Origin of the sequence: Photorhabdus luminescens subsp. luminescens (genome assembly GCF_001083805.1) — a bacterium.
GTDB classification, from domain to species: domain Bacteria; phylum Pseudomonadota; class Gammaproteobacteria; order Enterobacterales; family Enterobacteriaceae; genus Photorhabdus; species Photorhabdus luminescens.
Genome location: NZ_JXSK01000001.1, coordinates 1,094,874 through 1,114,024 on the forward strand (window position 1 = coordinate 1,094,874; position 19,151 = coordinate 1,114,024).

18 protein-coding genes are annotated in these 19,151 nt (G+C 45.2%); 4 read left to right on the forward strand and 14 right to left on the reverse strand.

Annotation, left to right across the window (positions count from 1 at the left end; all coding sequences use genetic code 11):
• Positions 1–22: 22 nt before the first annotated feature.
• From TI10_RS04505 to flgB, 5 genes are read right to left on the reverse strand one after another with little or no spacing between them, the layout of a single operon-like run.
• Positions 23–778 (reverse strand): flagellar basal body rod protein FlgF, encoded by a 756-nt coding sequence (locus tag TI10_RS04505; protein WP_049582018.1) that lies wholly within the window; start codon positions 776–778, stop codon positions 23–25.
• 18 nt (positions 779–796) lie between these two features.
• The gene (flgE, locus tag TI10_RS04510; RefSeq protein ID WP_049582019.1) at positions 797–2,011 is read right to left on the reverse strand and encodes a flagellar hook protein FlgE; all 1,215 of its coding nucleotides are present in this window, start codon (positions 2,009–2,011) and stop codon (positions 797–799) included.
• A gap of 27 nt (positions 2,012–2,038) precedes the next feature.
• The gene (gene flgD, locus TI10_RS04515; RefSeq protein WP_049582021.1) at positions 2,039–2,731 is read right to left on the reverse strand and encodes a flagellar hook assembly protein FlgD; all 693 of its coding nucleotides are present in this window, start codon (positions 2,729–2,731) and stop codon (positions 2,039–2,041) included.
• Positions 2,732–2,743: 12 nt separating this feature from the next.
• A complete protein-coding gene (gene flgC / locus TI10_RS04520) occupies positions 2,744–3,148 on the reverse strand; it encodes a flagellar basal body rod protein FlgC (RefSeq protein WP_036775735.1) in 405 nt (134 codons plus the stop codon).
• 5 nt (positions 3,149–3,153) lie between these two features.
• A complete protein-coding gene (flgB, locus tag TI10_RS04525; RefSeq protein WP_036807421.1) occupies positions 3,154–3,567 on the reverse strand; it encodes a flagellar basal body rod protein FlgB in 414 nt (137 codons plus the stop codon).
• A gap of 239 nt (positions 3,568–3,806) precedes the next feature.
• Here flgB and flgA point away from each other — a divergent pair, with 239 nt between their 5' ends.
• From flgA to TI10_RS04545, 4 genes are all read left to right on the forward strand, one after another.
• Positions 3,807–4,466, forward strand: coding sequence for a flagellar basal body P-ring formation chaperone FlgA (gene flgA / locus TI10_RS04530; RefSeq protein ID WP_049582023.1), 660 nt, complete (start codon positions 3,807–3,809; stop codon positions 4,464–4,466).
• 125 nt (positions 4,467–4,591) lie between these two features.
• Positions 4,592–4,897, forward strand: coding sequence for a flagellar biosynthesis anti-sigma factor FlgM (gene flgM, locus TI10_RS04535; protein ID WP_049582025.1), 306 nt, complete (start codon positions 4,592–4,594; stop codon positions 4,895–4,897).
• An 11-nt stretch (positions 4,898–4,908) separates the two neighbouring features.
• Entirely contained in the window at positions 4,909–5,349 is a 441-nt protein-coding gene (locus tag TI10_RS04540) for a flagella synthesis protein FlgN (RefSeq protein WP_049582026.1), read from the forward strand.
• A 360-nt stretch (positions 5,350–5,709) separates the two neighbouring features.
• Positions 5,710–6,840: a hypothetical protein gene (locus TI10_RS04545; protein WP_049582027.1), complete on the forward strand. Its 1,131-nt coding sequence runs from the start codon at positions 5,710–5,712 to the stop codon at positions 6,838–6,840.
• 149 nt (positions 6,841–6,989) lie between these two features.
• Here the strand turns inward: TI10_RS04545 and TI10_RS04550 are convergent, their stop codons facing one another.
• The 9 genes from TI10_RS04550 to flhB all read right to left on the reverse strand — a co-directional run bounded on the left by TI10_RS04550 (position 6,990) and on the right by flhB (position 19,130).
• Positions 6,990–8,498 (reverse strand): hypothetical protein, encoded by a 1,509-nt coding sequence (locus TI10_RS04550; RefSeq protein WP_049582029.1) that lies wholly within the window; start codon positions 8,496–8,498, stop codon positions 6,990–6,992.
• Positions 8,499–8,560: 62 nt separating this feature from the next.
• The gene (locus tag TI10_RS04555; protein WP_049582030.1) at positions 8,561–10,063 is read right to left on the reverse strand and encodes a hypothetical protein; all 1,503 of its coding nucleotides are present in this window, start codon (positions 10,061–10,063) and stop codon (positions 8,561–8,563) included.
• A 91-nt stretch (positions 10,064–10,154) separates the two neighbouring features.
• The gene (locus TI10_RS04560) at positions 10,155–11,663 is read right to left on the reverse strand and encodes a hypothetical protein (RefSeq protein WP_080984987.1); all 1,509 of its coding nucleotides are present in this window, start codon (positions 11,661–11,663) and stop codon (positions 10,155–10,157) included.
• A gap of 35 nt (positions 11,664–11,698) precedes the next feature.
• On the reverse strand, positions 11,699–12,121 hold the full coding sequence (locus tag TI10_RS04565) for a hypothetical protein (RefSeq protein WP_049582032.1): 423 nt from the start codon (positions 12,119–12,121) through the stop codon (positions 11,699–11,701).
• 18 nt (positions 12,122–12,139) lie between these two features.
• A complete protein-coding gene (locus tag TI10_RS04570) occupies positions 12,140–13,708 on the reverse strand; it encodes a WD40 repeat domain-containing protein (RefSeq protein WP_049582034.1) in 1,569 nt (522 codons plus the stop codon).
• A gap of 117 nt (positions 13,709–13,825) precedes the next feature.
• Positions 13,826–14,332: a hypothetical protein gene (locus TI10_RS04575; protein ID WP_049582036.1), complete on the reverse strand. Its 507-nt coding sequence runs from the start codon at positions 14,330–14,332 to the stop codon at positions 13,826–13,828.
• A gap of 647 nt (positions 14,333–14,979) precedes the next feature.
• A complete protein-coding gene (locus TI10_RS04585; protein ID WP_049582038.1) occupies positions 14,980–15,399 on the reverse strand; it encodes a hypothetical protein in 420 nt (139 codons plus the stop codon).
• A 505-nt stretch (positions 15,400–15,904) separates the two neighbouring features.
• Positions 15,905–17,986: a flagellar biosynthesis protein FlhA gene (flhA, locus tag TI10_RS04590; RefSeq protein ID WP_049582039.1), complete on the reverse strand. Its 2,082-nt coding sequence runs from the start codon at positions 17,984–17,986 to the stop codon at positions 15,905–15,907.
• Positions 17,979–19,130: a flagellar biosynthesis protein FlhB gene (gene flhB / locus TI10_RS04595; protein ID WP_049582041.1), complete on the reverse strand. Its 1,152-nt coding sequence runs from the start codon at positions 19,128–19,130 to the stop codon at positions 17,979–17,981. Before flhB ends, flhA begins: the two co-directional genes overlap by 8 nt.
• Positions 19,131–19,151: the final 21 nt, after the last annotated feature.

Here is a 19,151-nt window from a genome sequence, read left to right on the forward strand (position 1 = left end):
GGTTTTATCCTCTGTGTCTAAATCAACTCATTGCTAATAGCTGATTAGCACGTTGTGCATTTTCATCTGAGCTATGGATGACTTTCATCTGCATTTCAAAACGGCGGGCATTGGCAATCATACTCACCATGCTTTCCATTGGATTGACGTTACTTCCTTCAAGCACTCCGGGAATTAATTTCGCCTCATCACTGGCCGGCAAGACATTACCCTGTAACGTTTGCGCCTGTTCCGTCATGTGAAAGAGGCCATCATCACCGCGGACTAGCTGATCGCTCTCCGGTTTCACCATTTTCAATCTGCCAAGCTGCCCCAACTGTGTTGGCGGATCGCCAGGAATCAGTGCAGATATAGAACCATCGGTCGCCAGGGTTAACTCAGCCTGCGGCGGAACATTGATCGGGCCGTTGTCCCCCATCAACAAGTTACCTTGAACAGTTAACTGACCTTCTGCTGAAATCTGAATACTGCCGTTACGCGTGTAAGCCTCAGAACCATCTTCAAGCTGAACCGCCAGATATCCCCCCTGCCCAATCGCCACATCTAACGGGCGAGAGGTATAGTTCATCGGCCCTTGGCGATTGTCAGAGCCCGGCGTTGAAGCGACAACCAAAGTTCGGGTATTAAAAGCAGCCCCTTCAACAGGTACCGCTCGCAAAGCAGCCAGTTGCGCCTTAAAACCCGGCGTCGATGCATTAGCCAGGTTATTTGCCGTCACTGCCTGATGTTCTAGTGTCTGACGCGCACCGCCCATTGCGGTATAAATGACATGATCCATAATGCTATCCCGAAACTATCAGCGCATACTGACCAGCGTTTGCAGGATCTGATCTTGGGTTTTAATGGTTTGCGCACTGGATTGATAGTTGCGCTGAGCGACAATCATATTAACCAGTTCCTGGCTCATATCGACATTGGATGCTTCCAACGAGCCGCTGAGCAATTTGCCAAAACCGCCAGAATCCGCAATGCCAACCACTGGGCTGCCTGACGCCCCCGTCTCTATCCAAACGTTGTCACCCTGTGCTGCCAGCCCCTCTGGGTTAGCAAAGTTAGTCAGAACGACCTGACCTAATAATTGAGATTGCTTATTGGAATAGGTACCAATGACACGGCCATCTTGCTCAATACGGTAACCATCGAATTCACCTGCGGCATAACCGTCTTGCTTAAGTGCCGATATGCTATCAGCATCAATTTTCTGCTGTTTACTGCCATTAAAATCAATCGTGATATCAGCGGCATTAGAGCCATTCAGAGAAGGAACATTAAAGATAAACTGATTATTGTCACCAATCAGTTTACCATTGCCATCAAATTTCAACGTCCCCAACGAAGCGGCTTTAGCGCCTTCAACCGAACTATCCTGAGCATGAACCTGCCATTCGTTATCATTCGTTTTCACAAAGAAAACCCTGATACCATGTGGGTTACCCAAGCTATCAAAGGTGGTAACACTGGTAGGATAGTTATAAGAATCCTTATCTTCTGGCGAGAAACCATTTGTCGGTTTTTTATGCATCGAATTAAGGTTGGTTGTCATCGTCACCTTAGTTGTTGCTTTAGCCGACAGTATACCTTGAGGTATTGTAATCGGCTCTGGGTTAGCCCCTTTCTGAATCTCCGGCGCACCGCCATTGATACCGACTGCGGGATAGCCGGTCAGTTTCATGCCTTGCATGTTGATGATATTGCGGTTCTCATCCAGCTTGAATTGACCGTTACGGGAATAGTAAATCCCACCATCACCACCTTGCAGGCGGAAAAAACCATTCTGAGTAATCGCCAGATCAAGTGGGCGATTCGTTGTCGTCGGCGTACCATCTTTAAAATTCTGATTAACACCCGATATTTTTACCCCCAAACCCACTTGAGAACCGGCAAAAATGTCAGAAAAAGCAACTGTGCTGGATTTAAAGCCATAGGTCGCCGCGTTAGCGATATTATTACCAATAACATCCAAATTACCTGCCGCGGCATTCAAACCACTTACTGCTTGTGAAAAAGCCATACTATTCTCCGTTAAAATTCTTGCTGGTTAAAGAATCTGACGTATCTGATCCATTGTGACAGTACCGATCCGTCCTAAATCTAACTTAGCGCCGTCCGCGTCACGAGTAACGCCTTTTACCTCCGCGAACCTCAATGGCTGAAACACTCTCTGCTCGCCTTTATAGCTAGCAGTAATGGTGAAGTTATAAGCGCCATCCTCAACATTAGCGCCGTCTTCTTTTGTTCCATTCCAAGTGAAATTATGGACACCTGCTTCCAACCCACCGAAATCAATTTGGCGCACAACCATCCCTTGTTTATCAGTAATGGTGACTTTTACACTGTCCGCTGGCCTTTCTAGTTCAACACCGAATGGTGCTATGCTGACGCTCCCCTCTTCTTTGTTTGAACCCACCAAAATGGTATCCCCAGGGACCATCACTTTCCGTCCAATCAGAGCCGATGCCTGTACAGGCTGATTATTATTTATCTGACCGACAATCGACCCCAGAGTGGTATTCAGCTTTTCGATCCCCGCGAGTGTGTTAATTTGCGCCAAATGGGAGGTCAGCTCATTGTTCTTCATCGGATTAGTTGGGTCTTGATTTTTCATTTGCGCTAACAGCAAATTCATAAAGTTGCTATTCAGCTCTTCACTCCCCTTCTTCTTGCTAGTCGATGCTGACTCTCCAACAATCGTGTTATTCGGTGATTCATTCACTGAACTGGTAATAGACATGAGTCACTCCTGTTACTGACCTAACGTCAATGTTTTCAACATTATCGATTTAGTGGTATTAAGCACTTCAACGTTGGCTTGATAACTACGGGAAGCGGAAATGGTATTAATCATTTCTCCGACCACATCAACGTTTGGCATCCGCACATAACCCTTTTCATCAGCCAACGGGTGTCCCGGCTGATACTCAAGGCGGAAAGGGGTGGGATCATCAACAATTTCACTGACTCTGACGCCGCCGGTTTCTTGCCCTGCTGGTGCGGCAACACGGAAAACCACTTGTTTAGCCCGATATGGCTGACCATCAGGCCCCGCAACGCTATCCGCATTCGCCATATTGCTGGCGCTGACATTTAATCGTTGGGATTGAGCTGATAATGCCGAACTGGCGATATCAAAAACACTAAGTAAAGACATTGCCCTTATCCTTGCTGTAAGACTGACATCATGCTTTTAACTTGAGAACTGGTCGCCGTCAGTTCAGCCTGATATTTCAAGCTGTTATCCATAAAATTGCTGCGTTCCATATCCATATCCACGGTGTTGCCATCCATTGCCGGCTGATAAGGCACCCGATACAGTAAGTCCATCTCCATTCTCTTTTGAGGCTGAATAGGAATATGCCGATCGGATGTCAGCGTCAGCCCGATCCCGTTTCCGGCGACCCGACCGTGTGCAATGGTTTTTTTCAGTTGTGTGGCGAAATCAATATCCCGCGCTTGATAACCGGGCGTATCCGCATTGGCGATGTTAGCGGACAATATTTCTTGTCGCCGTGATCGCAATGACAGGGCTTCCTGCTGAAAATGAAAGGCTGCATCTAATTTATCGAGCATATTCCTCCCTCTGATGTGACTGACCTGTATTGTGAACCTTTAATAACGCTTTTCGCGATCGCGAAATTCGCAGTAAATAGAATAAACGCAGAAAGAAAAGCCTATCGGATGAATAGACGCTAATTGGATTGCTATTTATCCCATTGACCGATATTCAATGCAGGTACACTTATACGTGACGAAACAGTACGCGACTAAACAGCAACGGATTCATCTACAGAAATAATGAGAGCGAGAAGATGCAAGCTATAAATATTATCGGGCTGTTCGCATTTTTCTTTATCACTTCGATGGCATGGGGCAATAATTTACCCCAAGCTATAGAGCACTATTTCCAGCAGATACATAAGGATAGTCATCACAAAGTTTCTGTTGACATCAGGACCCCTGAACAACAATGGCCCCAATGTGAACGGCCAGAAATTCAACCTGCTATTGGTGGTCAAAATTGGGGAAATCTCTCTTTACCGGTTATCTGCCATCAACAACGCAAATTCATTCAAGTCGCTGTCAGTGTGACAGGAAATTATCTGGTTGCCCGCCGCGCCCTCTCACGTAATGATGTTTTATCAGAGGGCGATTTGCAGATCAGAAGCGGATTACTGGAAAAACTCCCCCATGATCTGGTTATTAACAAAAATGAAATAAAAAACAGCATTGCGATACGTAATATTCCGGCAGGGCAAGTCATTACACGTAATATGTTACGCCGCGCGTGGGCTATACGATCAGGCCAGAGTGTGATGGTGATTGTACAGGGAAATGGCTTTCAGATACGGCATGAAGGGAAAGCTATTAATAACGCCGCCATTTCTGATAAAGTCAGGGTTCGAATGAATTCAGGGCATGTTATAACCGGCCAAGCATTAGAAAACGGCAGTGTAAAAATCATGTTATAAGTTACTAAAGTTTTCTTTCACTGTGCCGATATAACCAGCAGAGCACGATTTGCAGGTATGCAAATGGCATGTAACCTGCTCCGATCCATAGGTGAACCTATGCCTGGCCACAAAGGATAATAATTATGAGTATCGAACGCACTCACCCCTTATTAGCAATCGCTGCGGTTCAACAGCGACCCACTAATGAAAGCAGCGCCCAGGGCACCCGCAAAACCTCCGGCGTTACCTTACAAAGCAGCGATGCGCAAGTAAAACTGAGCGAAGCACAAACAAAACTGGTTCAACCAAGCAGCCAGGATATTAATATCCAAAAGGTGCAAAAGTTGAAAGAAGCTATTGCTCAAGGAACCTTAAAAATGAACAGCGGTAAAATCGCAGACGCTTTGCTCAAAGAAGCCGCCGAAAACTTTCAGTACGATAAGAAATAATTGCACCCGCTATGGAAGAACTACAACAATTACTCGAACAGCAAGTGACCTATTTGACCTCGCTGACCCAAACTATGGCGGAAGAGCAGCGTATTTTGTGCGCAGGTTTTATTGAAGCACGAGATTTGCACCAGATAACAGAACGAAAGAATTTTTTGTTATCTGCGCTTAGCCATTCAGAACAGCAACGTCTTAATTTGAGCAAAGCATTAAACATCATCGCGCCTTATGATAAGCAACCTGCGCTTGCCGCATTATGGCAACAGATCGGCAAAGCGGTTATCCGGGTTCGTGATTTAAACACCCATAACGGTCTGCTATTAACCCAACATCTTGAACTAAACAGCCAAGCTATCGCTTTTCTAAAAAGCCACCATAGCCCTTCTCTTTATGGCTCAAACGGCCAAGCTGCCCGTTACAGCATGCTTTCCGGCCACAAAGTTCAGGTTTGATTCAGTGCATTACCGCCCATTGCGGTAGTGCTACTTTTTATTGTTTTGATCGTATTTGTAAGTACCACCTTCCTGTTCAAACCGAGCTTCGTCGCTGCTCACAGAGTCCTCAAGCATGAATAATTCAAACGAAACGAAATGTACTGTGAAACAGTTGTTGCAATCAGGGAAGAACGGATTAGCAAAAATCACCGTTTGTAAGCTAACGTAACAATTGCTCAACAATAACGTTTTGCGTGTTGCAAAAATATACTGCAAAATAGGAATAAGCAACAACGGGGAATTATCAAAAATCGGGCTAATGGATTAACAACGAGAACACCCTTCATTTCATTGATCTATATTGGGAATAACACATTGATGCACAAAAAACTAAAAAAAAGCAAATCGAGCGGACAACAGATACCAAAAACGCCTCAGCAACAATTCAAAACTTACTGGAAGTCCATCGAAAAATACCAATTGAAGATCGCCAAGCTACAACAGCAACAAGACGAATTGTTCATGCGCTTTCAACAGGAGATCTTACCGGTAGAACATCAATATATGCAGTCCAGATATGATAAAGCGGCGCGGTTGCTTTCATTTGCCGATAAAAAATCGCTGGGGAAAAACCAACGAAGAGAATTATTTTCCTGGATAGAAGAAGAGCTTGCTGGGTTATGTACTTACCCCTTTAACGAAAACCTCGATCTCAATAAGTTGACCGATCACTTTTCCAATCTTCATGCGTTTAAAGAAGAGGAAATTCCGACGCCAGAACAGATGGCTGAGATCCGGCAGGCTTTTGATGAATATTTTGATCTTAATGAAGAAATATCTGATGAAGAATTACTTGATATGATAAAAAATCCCGAAAAAATGCGTGCCGCCATAGAACAGCATTTTCAACGGGAATCAGAACATTTCCACGATGAATATGATGCAGAAGAGACCACTGACTTCGATCCTGCGGCAGAAGACCAGAAAAAACTGGATTCTTTGTTTAAATCGCAGGAAGTGAGCCAAATGTATAGAAAAATAGCCAAGGTACTGCATCCAGATCGTGAACAGGATTTAGATGAGAAAAAGAAAAAAAACCAATTGATGGTACAGTTATCACAAGCCAAGAAAGATAATGATGTCTGGACGATAATAAACATGTACCACCAGTACATTGATCCAACTTTCAGTTTTAACAGCCGGGATATATCCGACGTCAATAAATTGCTCAAAGCACGTATAGATATATTAGCCAATGAACTTAATCAGCTAAAAAAATCTGATTCATTACCGGGCATGATTTGGCGCACACTGGGAGGTGAAACATCGAAAGCAATAGAGAATAACCTCCACGAACATTGCAAAAAATTGCGGCAAAATATAGAAAACGAAATCCAACTGCGCGAAAGCTTACGCTCACTCACTGTACTAAAAAGCTACCTTGCAGAACGACGTGATGCCTTAGAATTTGAACAAGAAATGATTGACTATTTTTTCAAACAATATTGAATCCGCTGAGTCTGACGTAAATTTCAGCGGCTTAGTTATATAGTTTACCGACCATTAGCCGCGCACTGCATCAGTGCATCACCACCCATTGTGGTAGTCCCATTTCCTTGTAATATATACAAAGCATGGGGCTGCCCTAGATTAGACCATCATTTGATATTCTCAAAAACATAAACTGCACCAGCTTTGGATTTAGAATCAACACTTTCTGACGTTGCCCCAACAGCCAAACTCGTCCCCGCCTTATTCAGGCCGACAGCCTTACCAAAACCATTTAAATTATCTGAATCGCCTGAAGGGTTCAAAATCTCCATCGGCGTTTCCATATTCCACTTACCATTCAGACAGGTATACACATACACCCGGGAAGCCGCCCCCACAGCCAGACGGTTTCCCGCATCATTCAGTTTGATAGCGTTGCCAAAATACGTTACGCCACTTGCCGGAGCCGAAAACTTAATGGGATTTTTCCTATCCCAGATCCCATTTTTGCGCGTATACAGATAAACCTTCCCCTTAGTAGGTAAATAATAATCCGCCCCAACCGCCAGACGATCTCCCTTTGCATTCAGGTTAAAAACCCAATTTAAAAGGGGTACGCCATCTTCAGGGACAAGCTTAATGGGATTTTCTATATCCCAAATCCCATTCGTGCGTGTATACACATAAACCGTGTTTATTGCAGGATCAGGAGGATAAGAAACATCGAAACCATGCACTGCCAGACAGTTTCCCGAAGTACTCAGGCAGACAGTCGGACTAACCCCTTCCGCCCCAGGAGGAGACAACTTAATGGGGTTTTCTCTATCCCAGATCCCATTCACACGTGTATACATATAAAACGAATAGCGGTCGCCCCCAACCACCAGACAGTCTCCTGCTCCACTCAAGCTGACATTCACAACAAAATATTCTTCTGTACTTTCGATCGTAAACACCACGGGATTTTTTGTATCCCAGACGCCATTCGTACGCATATACACACAAGCTTCCGCTTTTTGAGAACTAATTTTGTATCCCAACGCCAGGCAATCTCCCGCCGCATTCAAACTGATATCCCATGAAGAACTACGACGTCTATTTCCATAAGCCTCAAAGACAACGGGAGTGCTTGTATTCCACCCATTCTTCCGACCTGTATACACGCAGACTTTATCACCCACCCCAACCGCTAAACAGTCTCCCGCTGCGCTCATGCTAACAGAAGCGCCAAAGAACTCATTCGCTTTAGGGGAAGGAGAAACAATACGCGTTATCGTGGTGTTGGTGCTGCGTTTCAAACCTAACAACTGTGCGATCTCCATCCGCTCCCGCCGCGATAACCTGAAAAAATCCGCAAACTGAATCTGCCGATCGGCATCCAATTTCAGATACCCTCCCCCATCAAAAGAGAGTCCCCCTTCTGGTTTCAGTGATAGCGCCAAAGCGCCTTGATCAAGGTTTAACCCACCAGAATGGTGAACGTTGAGGGCCAGCTTTCCTTTATCATCTCGTTTCAGGCCTGCGGTCGGACCATCACCCTGAGCGCCATCAATGATTTCATATGCCTTATATGCCTCATCAATCAAGTGAGAAAATTCTTCAGGTGTGGGCAGAACACCGGACTTAAAACTCGTTTTCAACGAGTTAATAATATTCATTTCTTTATCAGTCATCATATTTCCCCAAAAGCCGTATTAGACAGTCTTCTGTCTTCTGTCTTCTGTCTTCTGTATAGGCATCAATTGATATTCTCAAAGATATAAACTGCACCGGCTTTGAGCTTAAAATCGACACTTTCTGACGTTGCGCTAACAACCAAACTCGTCCCCGCCTTATTCAGGCCGATAGGCCCACCAAAACCATTTAAATTATCTGAATTGCCTGAAGGGTTCAAAATCTCCATCGGCGTTTCCATATTCCACTTACCATTCAGACAGGTATACACATACACCCGGGAAGCCGCCCCCACAGCCAGACGATCTCCCGCAGCATTAAGTTCGAGAGAGCGTCCAAAATCTATTACGTCACTTGCAGGAACCGAAAACTTAATAGGATTTTCGCTATCCCAGATCCCATTTGTGCGCGTATACAGATAAACTTTTCCATTAATAATGGGGAAATAATCACGCACCTCCCCCACCGCCAGACGATCTCCCTCTGCATTCAGGCTAAAAATCTTGCCAAAAAGGGATGAGCTGCCTTCAGGGAACTTGAGCTTAATCGGGTTTTCGCTATCCCAGATCCCATTCGTACGTGTATACACATAAATCGTGCTTATTGTGAAATCATCGTAACCATGCACCGCCAGACAGTTTCCTGCGGCACTCAGGCGGACAGCCTTGCCAAATTCATAAGAACTCGAAGGGACCGGAAACTTAATGGGATTTTCGCTATCCCAGATCCCGTTCGTGCGTGTAAACATATGGAACGTAGAATCTAACGCAGATTTGAATTCGCACCCAGTCACCAGACAATCTCCCGCTGCGCTCAAGCTGACACCCAGGCCAAAGAATTCAATGCGGCTCGGAGCCGGAAACCAAACGGGCTTTCTTACATTCCAGACGCCATTTGCACGCATATGTACACCAACCCTCTGTCTGAACCTATTTGCCAACGCTAGGCAATCTCCCGCCGCATTCAGACTGACATCCCATGAAGAATCACTTTGATAAGACTCAAGCACAATAGGCGTGCTTGTATTCCACTCACCACTCTTCCGGCGCGTATATATACAGATTTTAGTATTCATCCCAACCGCTAAACGGTCTCCCACCGCATTCAAGCTAACAGAATAGCCAAAGGATTCACGCGCCTCGGGAGAGAGAGTGGGAGAAACAATACGCGTCATCATGGTGCGTTTCAAACCCAACACCCGCGTGATCTCCATCCGCTCACGCCGAGATAAACTGAAAAAATCCGCAAACTGAACCTGCTGATCGGCATCCAATTTCAGATACCCTCCCCCATCAAAAGAGAGCCCCCCTTCTGGCTTCAGTGATAGGGCCAAAGCGCCTTGATTAGAATTTAACCCACCAGAATGGCGAGTGTTGAGGGCCAGTTTTCCTTTGTCATCTCGTTTCAGCCCTGCGGTCAGGCCATCACCCTGAACGCCATCAATGATTTCATATGCCTTATATACCTCATCAATCAAATGGGAAAATGCTTCCGGCATGAGCCGAACACCAGACTTAAAACTCGCTTTCAATGAGCCAACAGTACTAATTTCTTTATCAGTCATAATATGTCCTCAAAAACCGTATTAGACAGTCACCGTCACCTGTTCTCTGTTCTCCGTTTTCTGTCCTCTGTCCTCTGTCCTCTGTCCTCTGTCTTCATTTGACATTCTCAAAGGTATAGACTGCACCGGCCTCAGGAGCGGAACCGACCTTGGTTAAAACCGCACCAACCGCCAAACTCGTTCCTAACTTATTCAAACTGACAGCCTTACCAAAACCATTTACATTATCTAAATTGCCTGAAGGGTCCAAAATCTCGATAGGCGTTTCCATATTCCATTTACCATTCAGATGGGTATACACATACACTCGGGAAGCCGCCCCCACTGCCAGACGGTCCCCCGCATCATTCAGTTTGACAGCGCAGCCAAAATACGTTAAGCCACTTGCAGGAGCCGAAAATTTAATGGGATTTTGTGTATCCCATATCCCATTCGTACGCGTATACAGATAAACCTTCCCATTAATAATGGGTGAATCATCATCCGCCCCCACCGCCAGACGATCTCCCTCTGCATTCAGGCTAAAAACCTTGCCAAAACCGGGTGAGCTATCTTCAGGGGGATGGAACGTAACGGAGGATTCTGTATCCCAAGTCCCATTCGTGCGTGTATACACATAAACCGCGTTTCGTACGGGATGATAAGAATAGCGTCCATACACTGCCAGACAGTTTCCCGAGGCACTCAGACAAATCGTGGTAACCCCGTTACCAACATCCGTAAAATGAAGCTGAATGGGGTTTTCTTTGTCCCAAATCCCATTTGTGCGTGTATACACATAGAACGTATAGTCCCCCATTACCACCAGACAGTTTCCTGCTGCACTCAAGCTGACACTCACACCATAGTTTCCATAAGAACGCGCGATCGGAAACACAATGGGATTTTTTGTATCCCAGACGCCATTCGTGCGCGTATACACACAAACCTCCACTTTTTGAGCACCAGTTTCATCTGAGTATCCCACTGCCAGGTTATCTCCCTCCGCATCCAGACCGACACTCCATGAAGCACTGCGATATTTATCGCCATAAGCCTCAAACACAATGGGCGTGCTTGTATTCCACCACTCATCCTTCCGGCACATATACAAATAGAGCACTTTCTCCATCCCAACCACTAAGCAATCTCCCGCCGCGTTCAAGCTAACAGAAGTGCCAAAGCGTTCATTCTCTTTAGGGGAAGGAGCAACAATACGCGTCATCTTGGTGTTGGTACTGCGTTTCAAACCCAACAACTGTGCGATCTCCATCCGCTCCCGCCGCGATAAACTGAAAAAATCGGCAAACTGAACTTGCCGATCGGCATCCAATTTCAGACGCCTTCCTCCATCAAAAGAAAACCCACCGTCTGGCTTTAGTGACAACGCCAAAGCCCTCTGTTCAAGGTTTAACCCGCCAGAATGGTGAGTGTTGAGGGCCAATTTTCCTTTGTCATCTCGTTTCAGCCCTGCGGTCGGGCCATCACCCTTATCACCATCAATGATTTCATATGCCTTATATGCCTCATCAATCAAGAGGGAAAATGCTTCAGGCGTGGGCGGAACACCGGACTTAAAACTCGCTTTCAATGAGTCAACAGAACTAATTTCTTTATCAGTCATAATATTTCCTCAAAAGCCGTATTAGACAGTCACCGTCATCTGTTTTCTGTTCCCTGTTTTCTGCCTTTTGTCTCAGCATTCAATAACAACCCGGCAATTTGTTTCCGTGTCTCCTCAGGAAGCAATTTAAAAGCTTGTGCTGAAACCGCTACAGTACCATCCACCGACAACGCCCCAGATTTATCCAACATCAATCCCCCATTGGGCTGTAGCCTTAACGCAAGCCCTCCCGGTTCCACCGCGATGCTATCGCCAGTCTTAACCGCCAAACGGTTATCGATAATCTGCAATCCGACCCCCGGATGATAAGCTTGATCACCATCCTGCCAACCAAAAAGCTGTCGCCACAATGTGGCCCAATCAATCAGTGAATAAAATGCAGCCTCAGTCGGGATCTTGCCAGGGGCGAAGTGGGTACTAAGCTGGCTGACCGTTTCATCTGTTATCTCTTTCGCCATCGTCTTTTCCTCATTTAGCTAGTCGTAAAGGTAAACTTTCCCTTCGCCACTTTTCCAGCCACTGGCGCCAATCGCCAATGTATTGGCGTCACCGCTAAAACAAACACCGGCGCCAAATTTATGGTTTGATTCCCCATCCAGCTCCAGTAACCTGCCCTGCATAATCCACTGTTCATCCTGATAGCTAAACCACCATACCGCACCGGTTTGCACACCTGTGTCATTTTTACCAACAGGTGTTGACACCACCAGTATCTGGCCGTCACTACTCAAAGACAACTCGCTGCCAAACCTTTCTCCGGCTGTCACCGCTTCTCTCAGTATCCCTATAACTTGCCATCCATTACGATGACGCTGGTACAAATAAACCGCACCAATATTGTTCTTCTCTCCCGGACACCCCACCGCCAGAATATTGCCGCTATCGCTCAGGCTGAGACTGGCGCCAAAATCGTCATTGCTGATGGTTAAAGGCGAAGTCAGCGAATTGAGCGGCAGTTGCGGCTGCCAGTATTCCCCATGACGATGAAATATCGTCACTTCACCATTACCATTACGCCCCGTTGCCGCCACTGCCAAGGTTGAACCATCCGCACTCAAGCTTAGTTTGCCGCCAAACATATCGCCCTGTGCCGGAGAAGCTAAGGTCAGACGCTCACCAAGCTGTGACCATTTCTTCCCGTCATACTGATAAAGATACGCTGCGCCGCAGTTAGTCAATAAACCCGATCTCCAGCCATAAGAGCCTACCGCTAATAGTGTGCCATCCGCGCTCAAGCTCACAGCGCAACCGAAATGCTGCTGAACGTTCGCCTCACTAAGCCAAAGTTTGGCCGATTTTTCCCACGCGCCATTTGCCAATCTGTGATAAACGAACACTGAGCCATGCCCGCCATCACTGTTTCGGTTATCAATACCCACCGCAAGAACATTACCATTTCGATTCAGACTTAGCGCTCTGCCGCCATAACCACTGACGTAATCAGCGAATTGCTGTCGCCAACCGTTATCGGTATAAGAAAATAGATATACAGGTTCCTTAGCCTCTGCCCCACTAAGCGCGATAGTTTTCCCATCGCCGCTGACACTGACAACAGCGCCAAGGTTTTTATTGTTACCATTGGTCGGCAAATCAAACGCGGGCAATTGCACCTTACTGGCTGCCATCTCCTCAGCATGAATCAGCCAACGGTAAAGTTCTCGTTGTTGTTCCTCTGTAAAACTCTCAAACAATTCCAGCGACAATTTAAAGTCAGGGCGTAACCCCAATTCGCCATTAATAAACTGTAAGCCGCTGTCCTTATCAATATTGACCGCAATTTCACGGTCTTCCCCGATATGCATCCCTTCTCCGGGATTCACTAAGAGTAAATTCACCTCATCCAGATCTCGGTTCAATCCTGCCCCTGGATTATTATCGACCTGACTAGGGTCCAGCCCGGCCAAACGCCGACCTTCCGCCGCTATTTGCACCAATTGAGTATAATTTTCACTTTTCGGCAAAGAATATAATTTAAACCAGGACTTAACTTCTTCTTTATCCAACAAATTATTTTCGCTGGATGTAGATATCTTATTGTGAGCCATTAATACCTCCAATTCAGAATGACAGATAAGTTGATGTTAATACACGCCGCTCTATTCTTTTATTTTCGGGATAAATAATATTCTGGCTTTATCCCTCTCTTGATACTTCTCTTTATTCTAATTGACCGCTTTATCGGTAAACTTTACCGAATCATCGGGCGTGGCGATATATTTACCCCCCGAACCGGGCATTCCTTCTCTTGGCACAAACAGCACCTCTGCGGCTTTTAGCTGTTCGTAGTCTTTTTTACTCCAAAAGAATTCTTTATCGGCAAACTTCGCCAAATCATCGGGTGTGGCAACATGTTTAATCCCCACACCGCGTATTTTTTCTGCGGGTATAAACAACACCCTTATAGCTTCCATCTGTTGGTAGGTTTTCTCATTCCAATAACCTTCTTCATCAACAAACTTCTCCAAATCATCGGGCGTAGCGACATATTTAATTCCCAAACCAGGTGGAGTTTCTCCCGCTGGTGTAAACAACACTTCCGCAGTTTTCATCTGCTCATAGGTTTCTTTATTCCAGAAGAGTGCTTGATCGGCAAACTTCACCAAATCATCGGATGTAGCAACATGTATCACGACAATATCTTCTTGATGTAGCGGCGGATCAGTGGACATAATGTTTCCCCCATTAATAAAGTCAGACCTCGGTATAGCTAATGCAACCCTCGAAAGACGCGCTCCCGATGACTCTTATTTAATATTTAACTTGACTACGCTATTCGTTTTTCGTATGACACAACCAGCTATATTTAAGCATTATAGAAAAGTGAATTTTTGCCAGTTATTTGATGAAAATTTAATTGCTTTTTTTTAGAAATCTCATATAAAAAGATATTATTTAAATAACATTCTACTAGTGTCGCAATAACCATTAATTTGATCAGATTTAAATTAATCAACCAAGAATTTTATTCTGAAAAACATAATAATCAATGACACTTATATACCCAATGGATTTCAAGTTGCATCGCGACGGCAAAGGAGCGAATCCCCGGGAGCATAGATAACTATGTGACTGGGGTGAGTGAAAGCAGCCAACAAAGCAGCAGCTTGAAAGATGAAGGGTATAGAATTTTAGATTTAATAGAATAGAAAACTAAGCATTATTCAGCCAGCTTTATATCTGATAATAAGGTTGGTAGCATGGAGCATGAGAGTTACCTGGCGTTTTGTTTAAGATTTCAAATTTATACCAAAACCGGCAACTCTCAATTCTGTATTAGCGCAAGTCGCACTTAATATACATTAAATAACTTAATAGATTATTTCCCAAATATCTTGGTTTTAGCTGGTATTCCATCTGAGAATTTCGTACCACTCCAGTCTATCCGATTGGGTGGTATACCAAATTTTTTCCACGTTAATTTAACAGGCACTCCAAGTATGCATGCAGCAATAAACCGATGCTGACCATCCATTATATGAGTAAGCCCCGTCTGGCTATTGCGCCAGACAACAATTGATATTGGATTTCCCTTTGTTTTGAAACTTGCTATTTTTTCGTCAACAACTGTTTGAAAAACTTCTGCTTGAGCGGGTAGTGGCGCATAATTCCCAATATCCCTTCGTCCTACAGGACTGCCTTTTAATATTGATGTGTCATATGTGTCCTCATTTCCTTTTAGTTGAGGTCCGTTTTCTGTTTTTCTTAATGTTACGGGATTTAACATATTTTTATACATATTTAACTCTCATCCTTTTGAATTGTGTAGGGAATCAGATATTACTGAATTTTCTTTTTTCGTCACTACATTTGGTGTATTATTTTTTATCTTCCCTTTATCACTCTTTTATTCAGCATTTGACTGTTTAACCCGTTATTTATTATTTTCACTCAGTATGACTTGATCTATTTTTAATCTATTTCGAGAATTTTTTAATATCAGCCACGGACATAATATTCGTCATGAATAAACTTAATAATCGTTCACGTAATACATTTAGGCACAAAACACCCAATGAATTATTTTTACATAAAAAAGTTCACTTATTATATGAGCGCACAAATATTAAATATAAAATTTATTTTTTAAGAATCTAAATTAACTTAAAAATAATTTATTCATCTTTTGATATCAGATTACCTTTACCAACCTCTGAGTCCATTGATGATTATTTAATAATGAAAAAACCGAAGTGAATAAAAATCACTTCGGTGATACTTATAAAAATATGCTATTGATACCGCTACCCGTTACCACCAATGGTCGCGGTCATCCGAATTTGACGGTTATCGCTGATTTCAAGATTAGATAAAACCACTAATTGAGGCAAAGCTCTACGCAAGAAACGCGATAATAGCGGGCGTAATGCATGATTAACCAGCAATACTGGGGGCGCTCCCAACATTTCCTGACGTTGTAGCGCTTCCGTCGCCTGCCGTTGCAAGTTATCCGCCAATCCGGGTTCCAAACCACCGCCATTTTGTAACGCCTGAATTAACAAACGTTCAAGGCCAGCATCCAATCCGATGACCTGAATTTCCTGCGCTCCCGGGAACCACTGTTGAGCAATTGCCCGGCCAAGCGCGATTCTGACCAAAGAGGTCAACTCATAGGGATCAGTTTGCCCAGGCGCATGTTCAGCCAAGGTTTCAATAATTGTCCGCATATCCCGGATAGGGACTTGTTCAGACAATAGATTTTGTAGCACTTTATGCAAGGTTGTCAGATTAACAACATCAGGAATAAAGTCTTCCGTCAGTTTAGGCATCTCCTGACTGACCCGCTCAAACAGTTGTTGAGCTTCCTGACGGCCAAACAGTTCATTGGCATATTGCGTCAACAGGTGATTCATATGGGTCGCAACAACCGTACTGGCGGCAACCACCGTGTAGCCCTGAACCTGAGCTTGCTCTCTGAGGCTATCATCAATCCAAACCGCAGACAGGCCAAAAGCGGGATCTTTCGTGATATCACCTTGCAATTCCCCCACGGCGCCGCCGGGATTAATCGCCAACCAGCGCCCCGGATGCGCTTCACCGCGACCAATTTCTACCCCTTTCATCAGAATACGGTAGCCCGCCGGGGCCAGTTCAAGGTTGTCTCGGATATGAACAACCGGCGGTAAGTATCCCATCTCTTGAGCAAATTTCTTCCGAATGCCGCTGATTCGCCCCAATAACTCACCATTCTGGCGAAAATCAACCATCGGGATCAAGCGATAACCCACTTCCATCCCCAAGGGATCTTCAAGCTGAACGTCAGACCATGAAGCCTCCGATGCCTGTTGTTGCTCTTCTATTTCTGGTTTTTCTGTATTTATCGCTGGAGCATCAGTACGACGATAGAGATACCAACCCAGACCAGCTAATGCCGCGGTAAATAGCAGGAAAACAAAATTGGGCATGCCCGGCACCATACCCAACAATCCGAGAACCCCCGCACTCAACATCATCACTCTGGGATTATTGAACAGTTGAGTCACCATCTGCTGACCCACATCCTGATCCGTTGCTACGCGGGTAACAATCACACCAGCCGCAGTGGAAATGATAAGAGCAGGTAACTGTGCAACCAAACCATCACCAATGGTTAACAGGGTATACGCTTCCCCCGCATCCCCCAGACTCATACCATGTTGGGCCACACCAACAATTAAGCCGCCAACGACGTTGATAACCAAGATCATCAATCCCGCAATCGCGTCGCCGCGCACAAACTTACTGGCGCCATCCATCGAACCGTAAAAATCCGATTCTTGTGTTACTTCAGCACGGCGTTTCTTCGCTTCTTCTTCACCAATTAATCCGGCATTTAAATCGGCATCAATCGCCATCTGTTTACCTGGCATGCCGTCCAGCACAAAACGGGCGCCCACTTCGGCAATCCGCCCTGCACCTTTGGTAATCACCATAAAGTTAATCAATACCAAGATGATAAATACCACAATACCGATAGCAAAATTACCACCCACCAGAAAGTGACCAAACGCCTCTACAACGTGCCCCGCCGCCGCAGAACCGGTATGCCCTTCTAATAAAATGATACGGGTCGAAGCTACGTTAAGAGATAAACGTAATAACGTGGAGAACAGTAAAATGGTCGGAAATGCGGCAAAATCCAGTGTACGTCGGGTAAACATCGCCACCAGCAACACCATGATGGATAGCGCTATGTTAAATGTAAACAGCAAATCAAGCATGAATGGCGGCAATGGCAATACCATCATCGACAAAATCAAGAGGATCAATACCGGCCCGGCCAGCATTTGCCATTGCGAGCCTTTCATATTGCCCGGTAAACGAAGTATAGAGGCCAGATTAGCCATGACGATTATTTTCTCCAGCAAAATCCAGTGCTGGCGGCACTGGCAGATTTTCAGGTTTCTTCGGCTTCAAGCCGCCTTCCCGTTTCCAACGTTTCAATTGGTAGACCCAAGCCAGAACTTCCGCGACGGCTGCATAAAGTGTCGCGGGGATTTGCCCGCCAACTTCACTATGGCGATAAAGCGCCCTGGCAAGCGGCGGCGCCTCAAGTAATGGAATGCGATTTTCTGTCCCTATTTCTTTAATCCGTAATGCAATAATCCCCGCCCCTTTCGCCAATACTTTCGGCGCACCCATCGCTTTTTCATCATATTTCAGCGCAACAGCATAGTGAGTCGGGTTGGTGACAATCACATCCGCTTTCGGTACATCCGCCATCATACGCTGACGGGCAGCCGCCCGTTGTTGCTGACGGATACGCGCTTTAACATGTGGGTCCCCCTCTTGTTCTTTAAATTCATCCTTTATTTCCTGCCGGGTCATCCTCAGTTTTTTCAAATGGCTGTATATCTGATAAACAACATCGAAAGCCACCATCGGTATCAACATGAAAACCACCACATAACCGGCGAATATCAGCATTTGCATAGCATCATCCAGCGCCAACAATGGCGGTTGAGCTATGAGCCGCAACATGGCAGGCCAGTTCATCCAAAGGAACAAAGCGGCGCCAATACCGACAAATCCTGCTTTAAGTAGCGCTTTGAATAATTCCGCCAACGCATTCATTGAGAAAATACGTTTCAGGCCAGAAATGGGATTCAATTTTTTCGGATCAAATTTGATTGATTTGGTACTGAACACTAATCCACCCAATAGCGCCGGAGCACTTAATGCCACTAACACTAATCCGGCAAAAACCGGCAACAAAGCCAAAACAGCTTGCTGGAGCAATCTGCCAATCTGTTGAACCATCTGTCTATCATTGCTGACTACATTGTGATCAAAGCTAAACCCTTCAAACACCATCAACGACAATTCATGCGTCATTGACTGACCACTCATCCAGAGCAAACTTAAACCACTGGTCAACATCAATATAGAACTCAGCTCTCTGGAGCGAGCTATCTGCCCCTCTTTGCGGGCTTTTTCCCGCTTATGGGGCGTGGGTTCTTCTGTTTTCTCAAGATCGCTATCTTCAGCCACGGCTTTCCTTGTCAGCGTTTA

Coding starts and splice junctions, on each gene's coding strand:
- TI10_RS04505 (WP_049582018.1), bottom strand. CDS start 778: ATGGATCATGTCATTTATACCGCAATGGGCGGTGCGCGTCAGACACTA.
- flgE (WP_049582019.1), bottom strand. CDS start 2,011: ATGGCTTTTTCACAAGCAGTAAGTGGTTTGAATGCCGCGGCAGGTAAT.
- flgD (WP_049582021.1), bottom strand. CDS start 2,731: ATGTCTATTACCAGTTCAGTGAATGAATCACCGAATAACACGATTGTT.
- flgC (WP_036775735.1), bottom strand. CDS start 3,148: ATGTCTTTACTTAGTGTTTTTGATATCGCCAGTTCGGCATTATCAGCT.
- flgB (WP_036807421.1), bottom strand. CDS start 3,567: ATGCTCGATAAATTAGATGCAGCCTTTCATTTTCAGCAGGAAGCCCTG.
- flgA (WP_049582023.1), top strand. CDS start 3,807: ATGCAAGCTATAAATATTATCGGGCTGTTCGCATTTTTCTTTATCACT.
- flgM (WP_049582025.1), top strand. CDS start 4,592: ATGAGTATCGAACGCACTCACCCCTTATTAGCAATCGCTGCGGTTCAA.
- TI10_RS04540 (WP_049582026.1), top strand. CDS start 4,909: ATGGAAGAACTACAACAATTACTCGAACAGCAAGTGACCTATTTGACC.
- TI10_RS04545 (WP_049582027.1), top strand. CDS start 5,710: ATGCACAAAAAACTAAAAAAAAGCAAATCGAGCGGACAACAGATACCA.
- TI10_RS04550 (WP_049582029.1), bottom strand. CDS start 8,498: ATGATGACTGATAAAGAAATGAATATTATTAACTCGTTGAAAACGAGT.
- TI10_RS04560 (WP_080984987.1), bottom strand. CDS start 11,663: ATGACTGATAAAGAAATTAGTTCTGTTGACTCATTGAAAGCGAGTTTT.
- TI10_RS04565 (WP_049582032.1), bottom strand. CDS start 12,121: ATGGCGAAAGAGATAACAGATGAAACGGTCAGCCAGCTTAGTACCCAC.
- TI10_RS04570 (WP_049582034.1), bottom strand. CDS start 13,708: ATGGCTCACAATAAGATATCTACATCCAGCGAAAATAATTTGTTGGAT.
- TI10_RS04575 (WP_049582036.1), bottom strand. CDS start 14,332: ATGTCCACTGATCCGCCGCTACATCAAGAAGATATTGTCGTGATACAT.
- TI10_RS04585 (WP_049582038.1), bottom strand. CDS start 15,399: ATGTATAAAAATATGTTAAATCCCGTAACATTAAGAAAAACAGAAAAC.
- flhA (WP_049582039.1), bottom strand. CDS start 17,986: ATGGCTAATCTGGCCTCTATACTTCGTTTACCGGGCAATATGAAAGGC.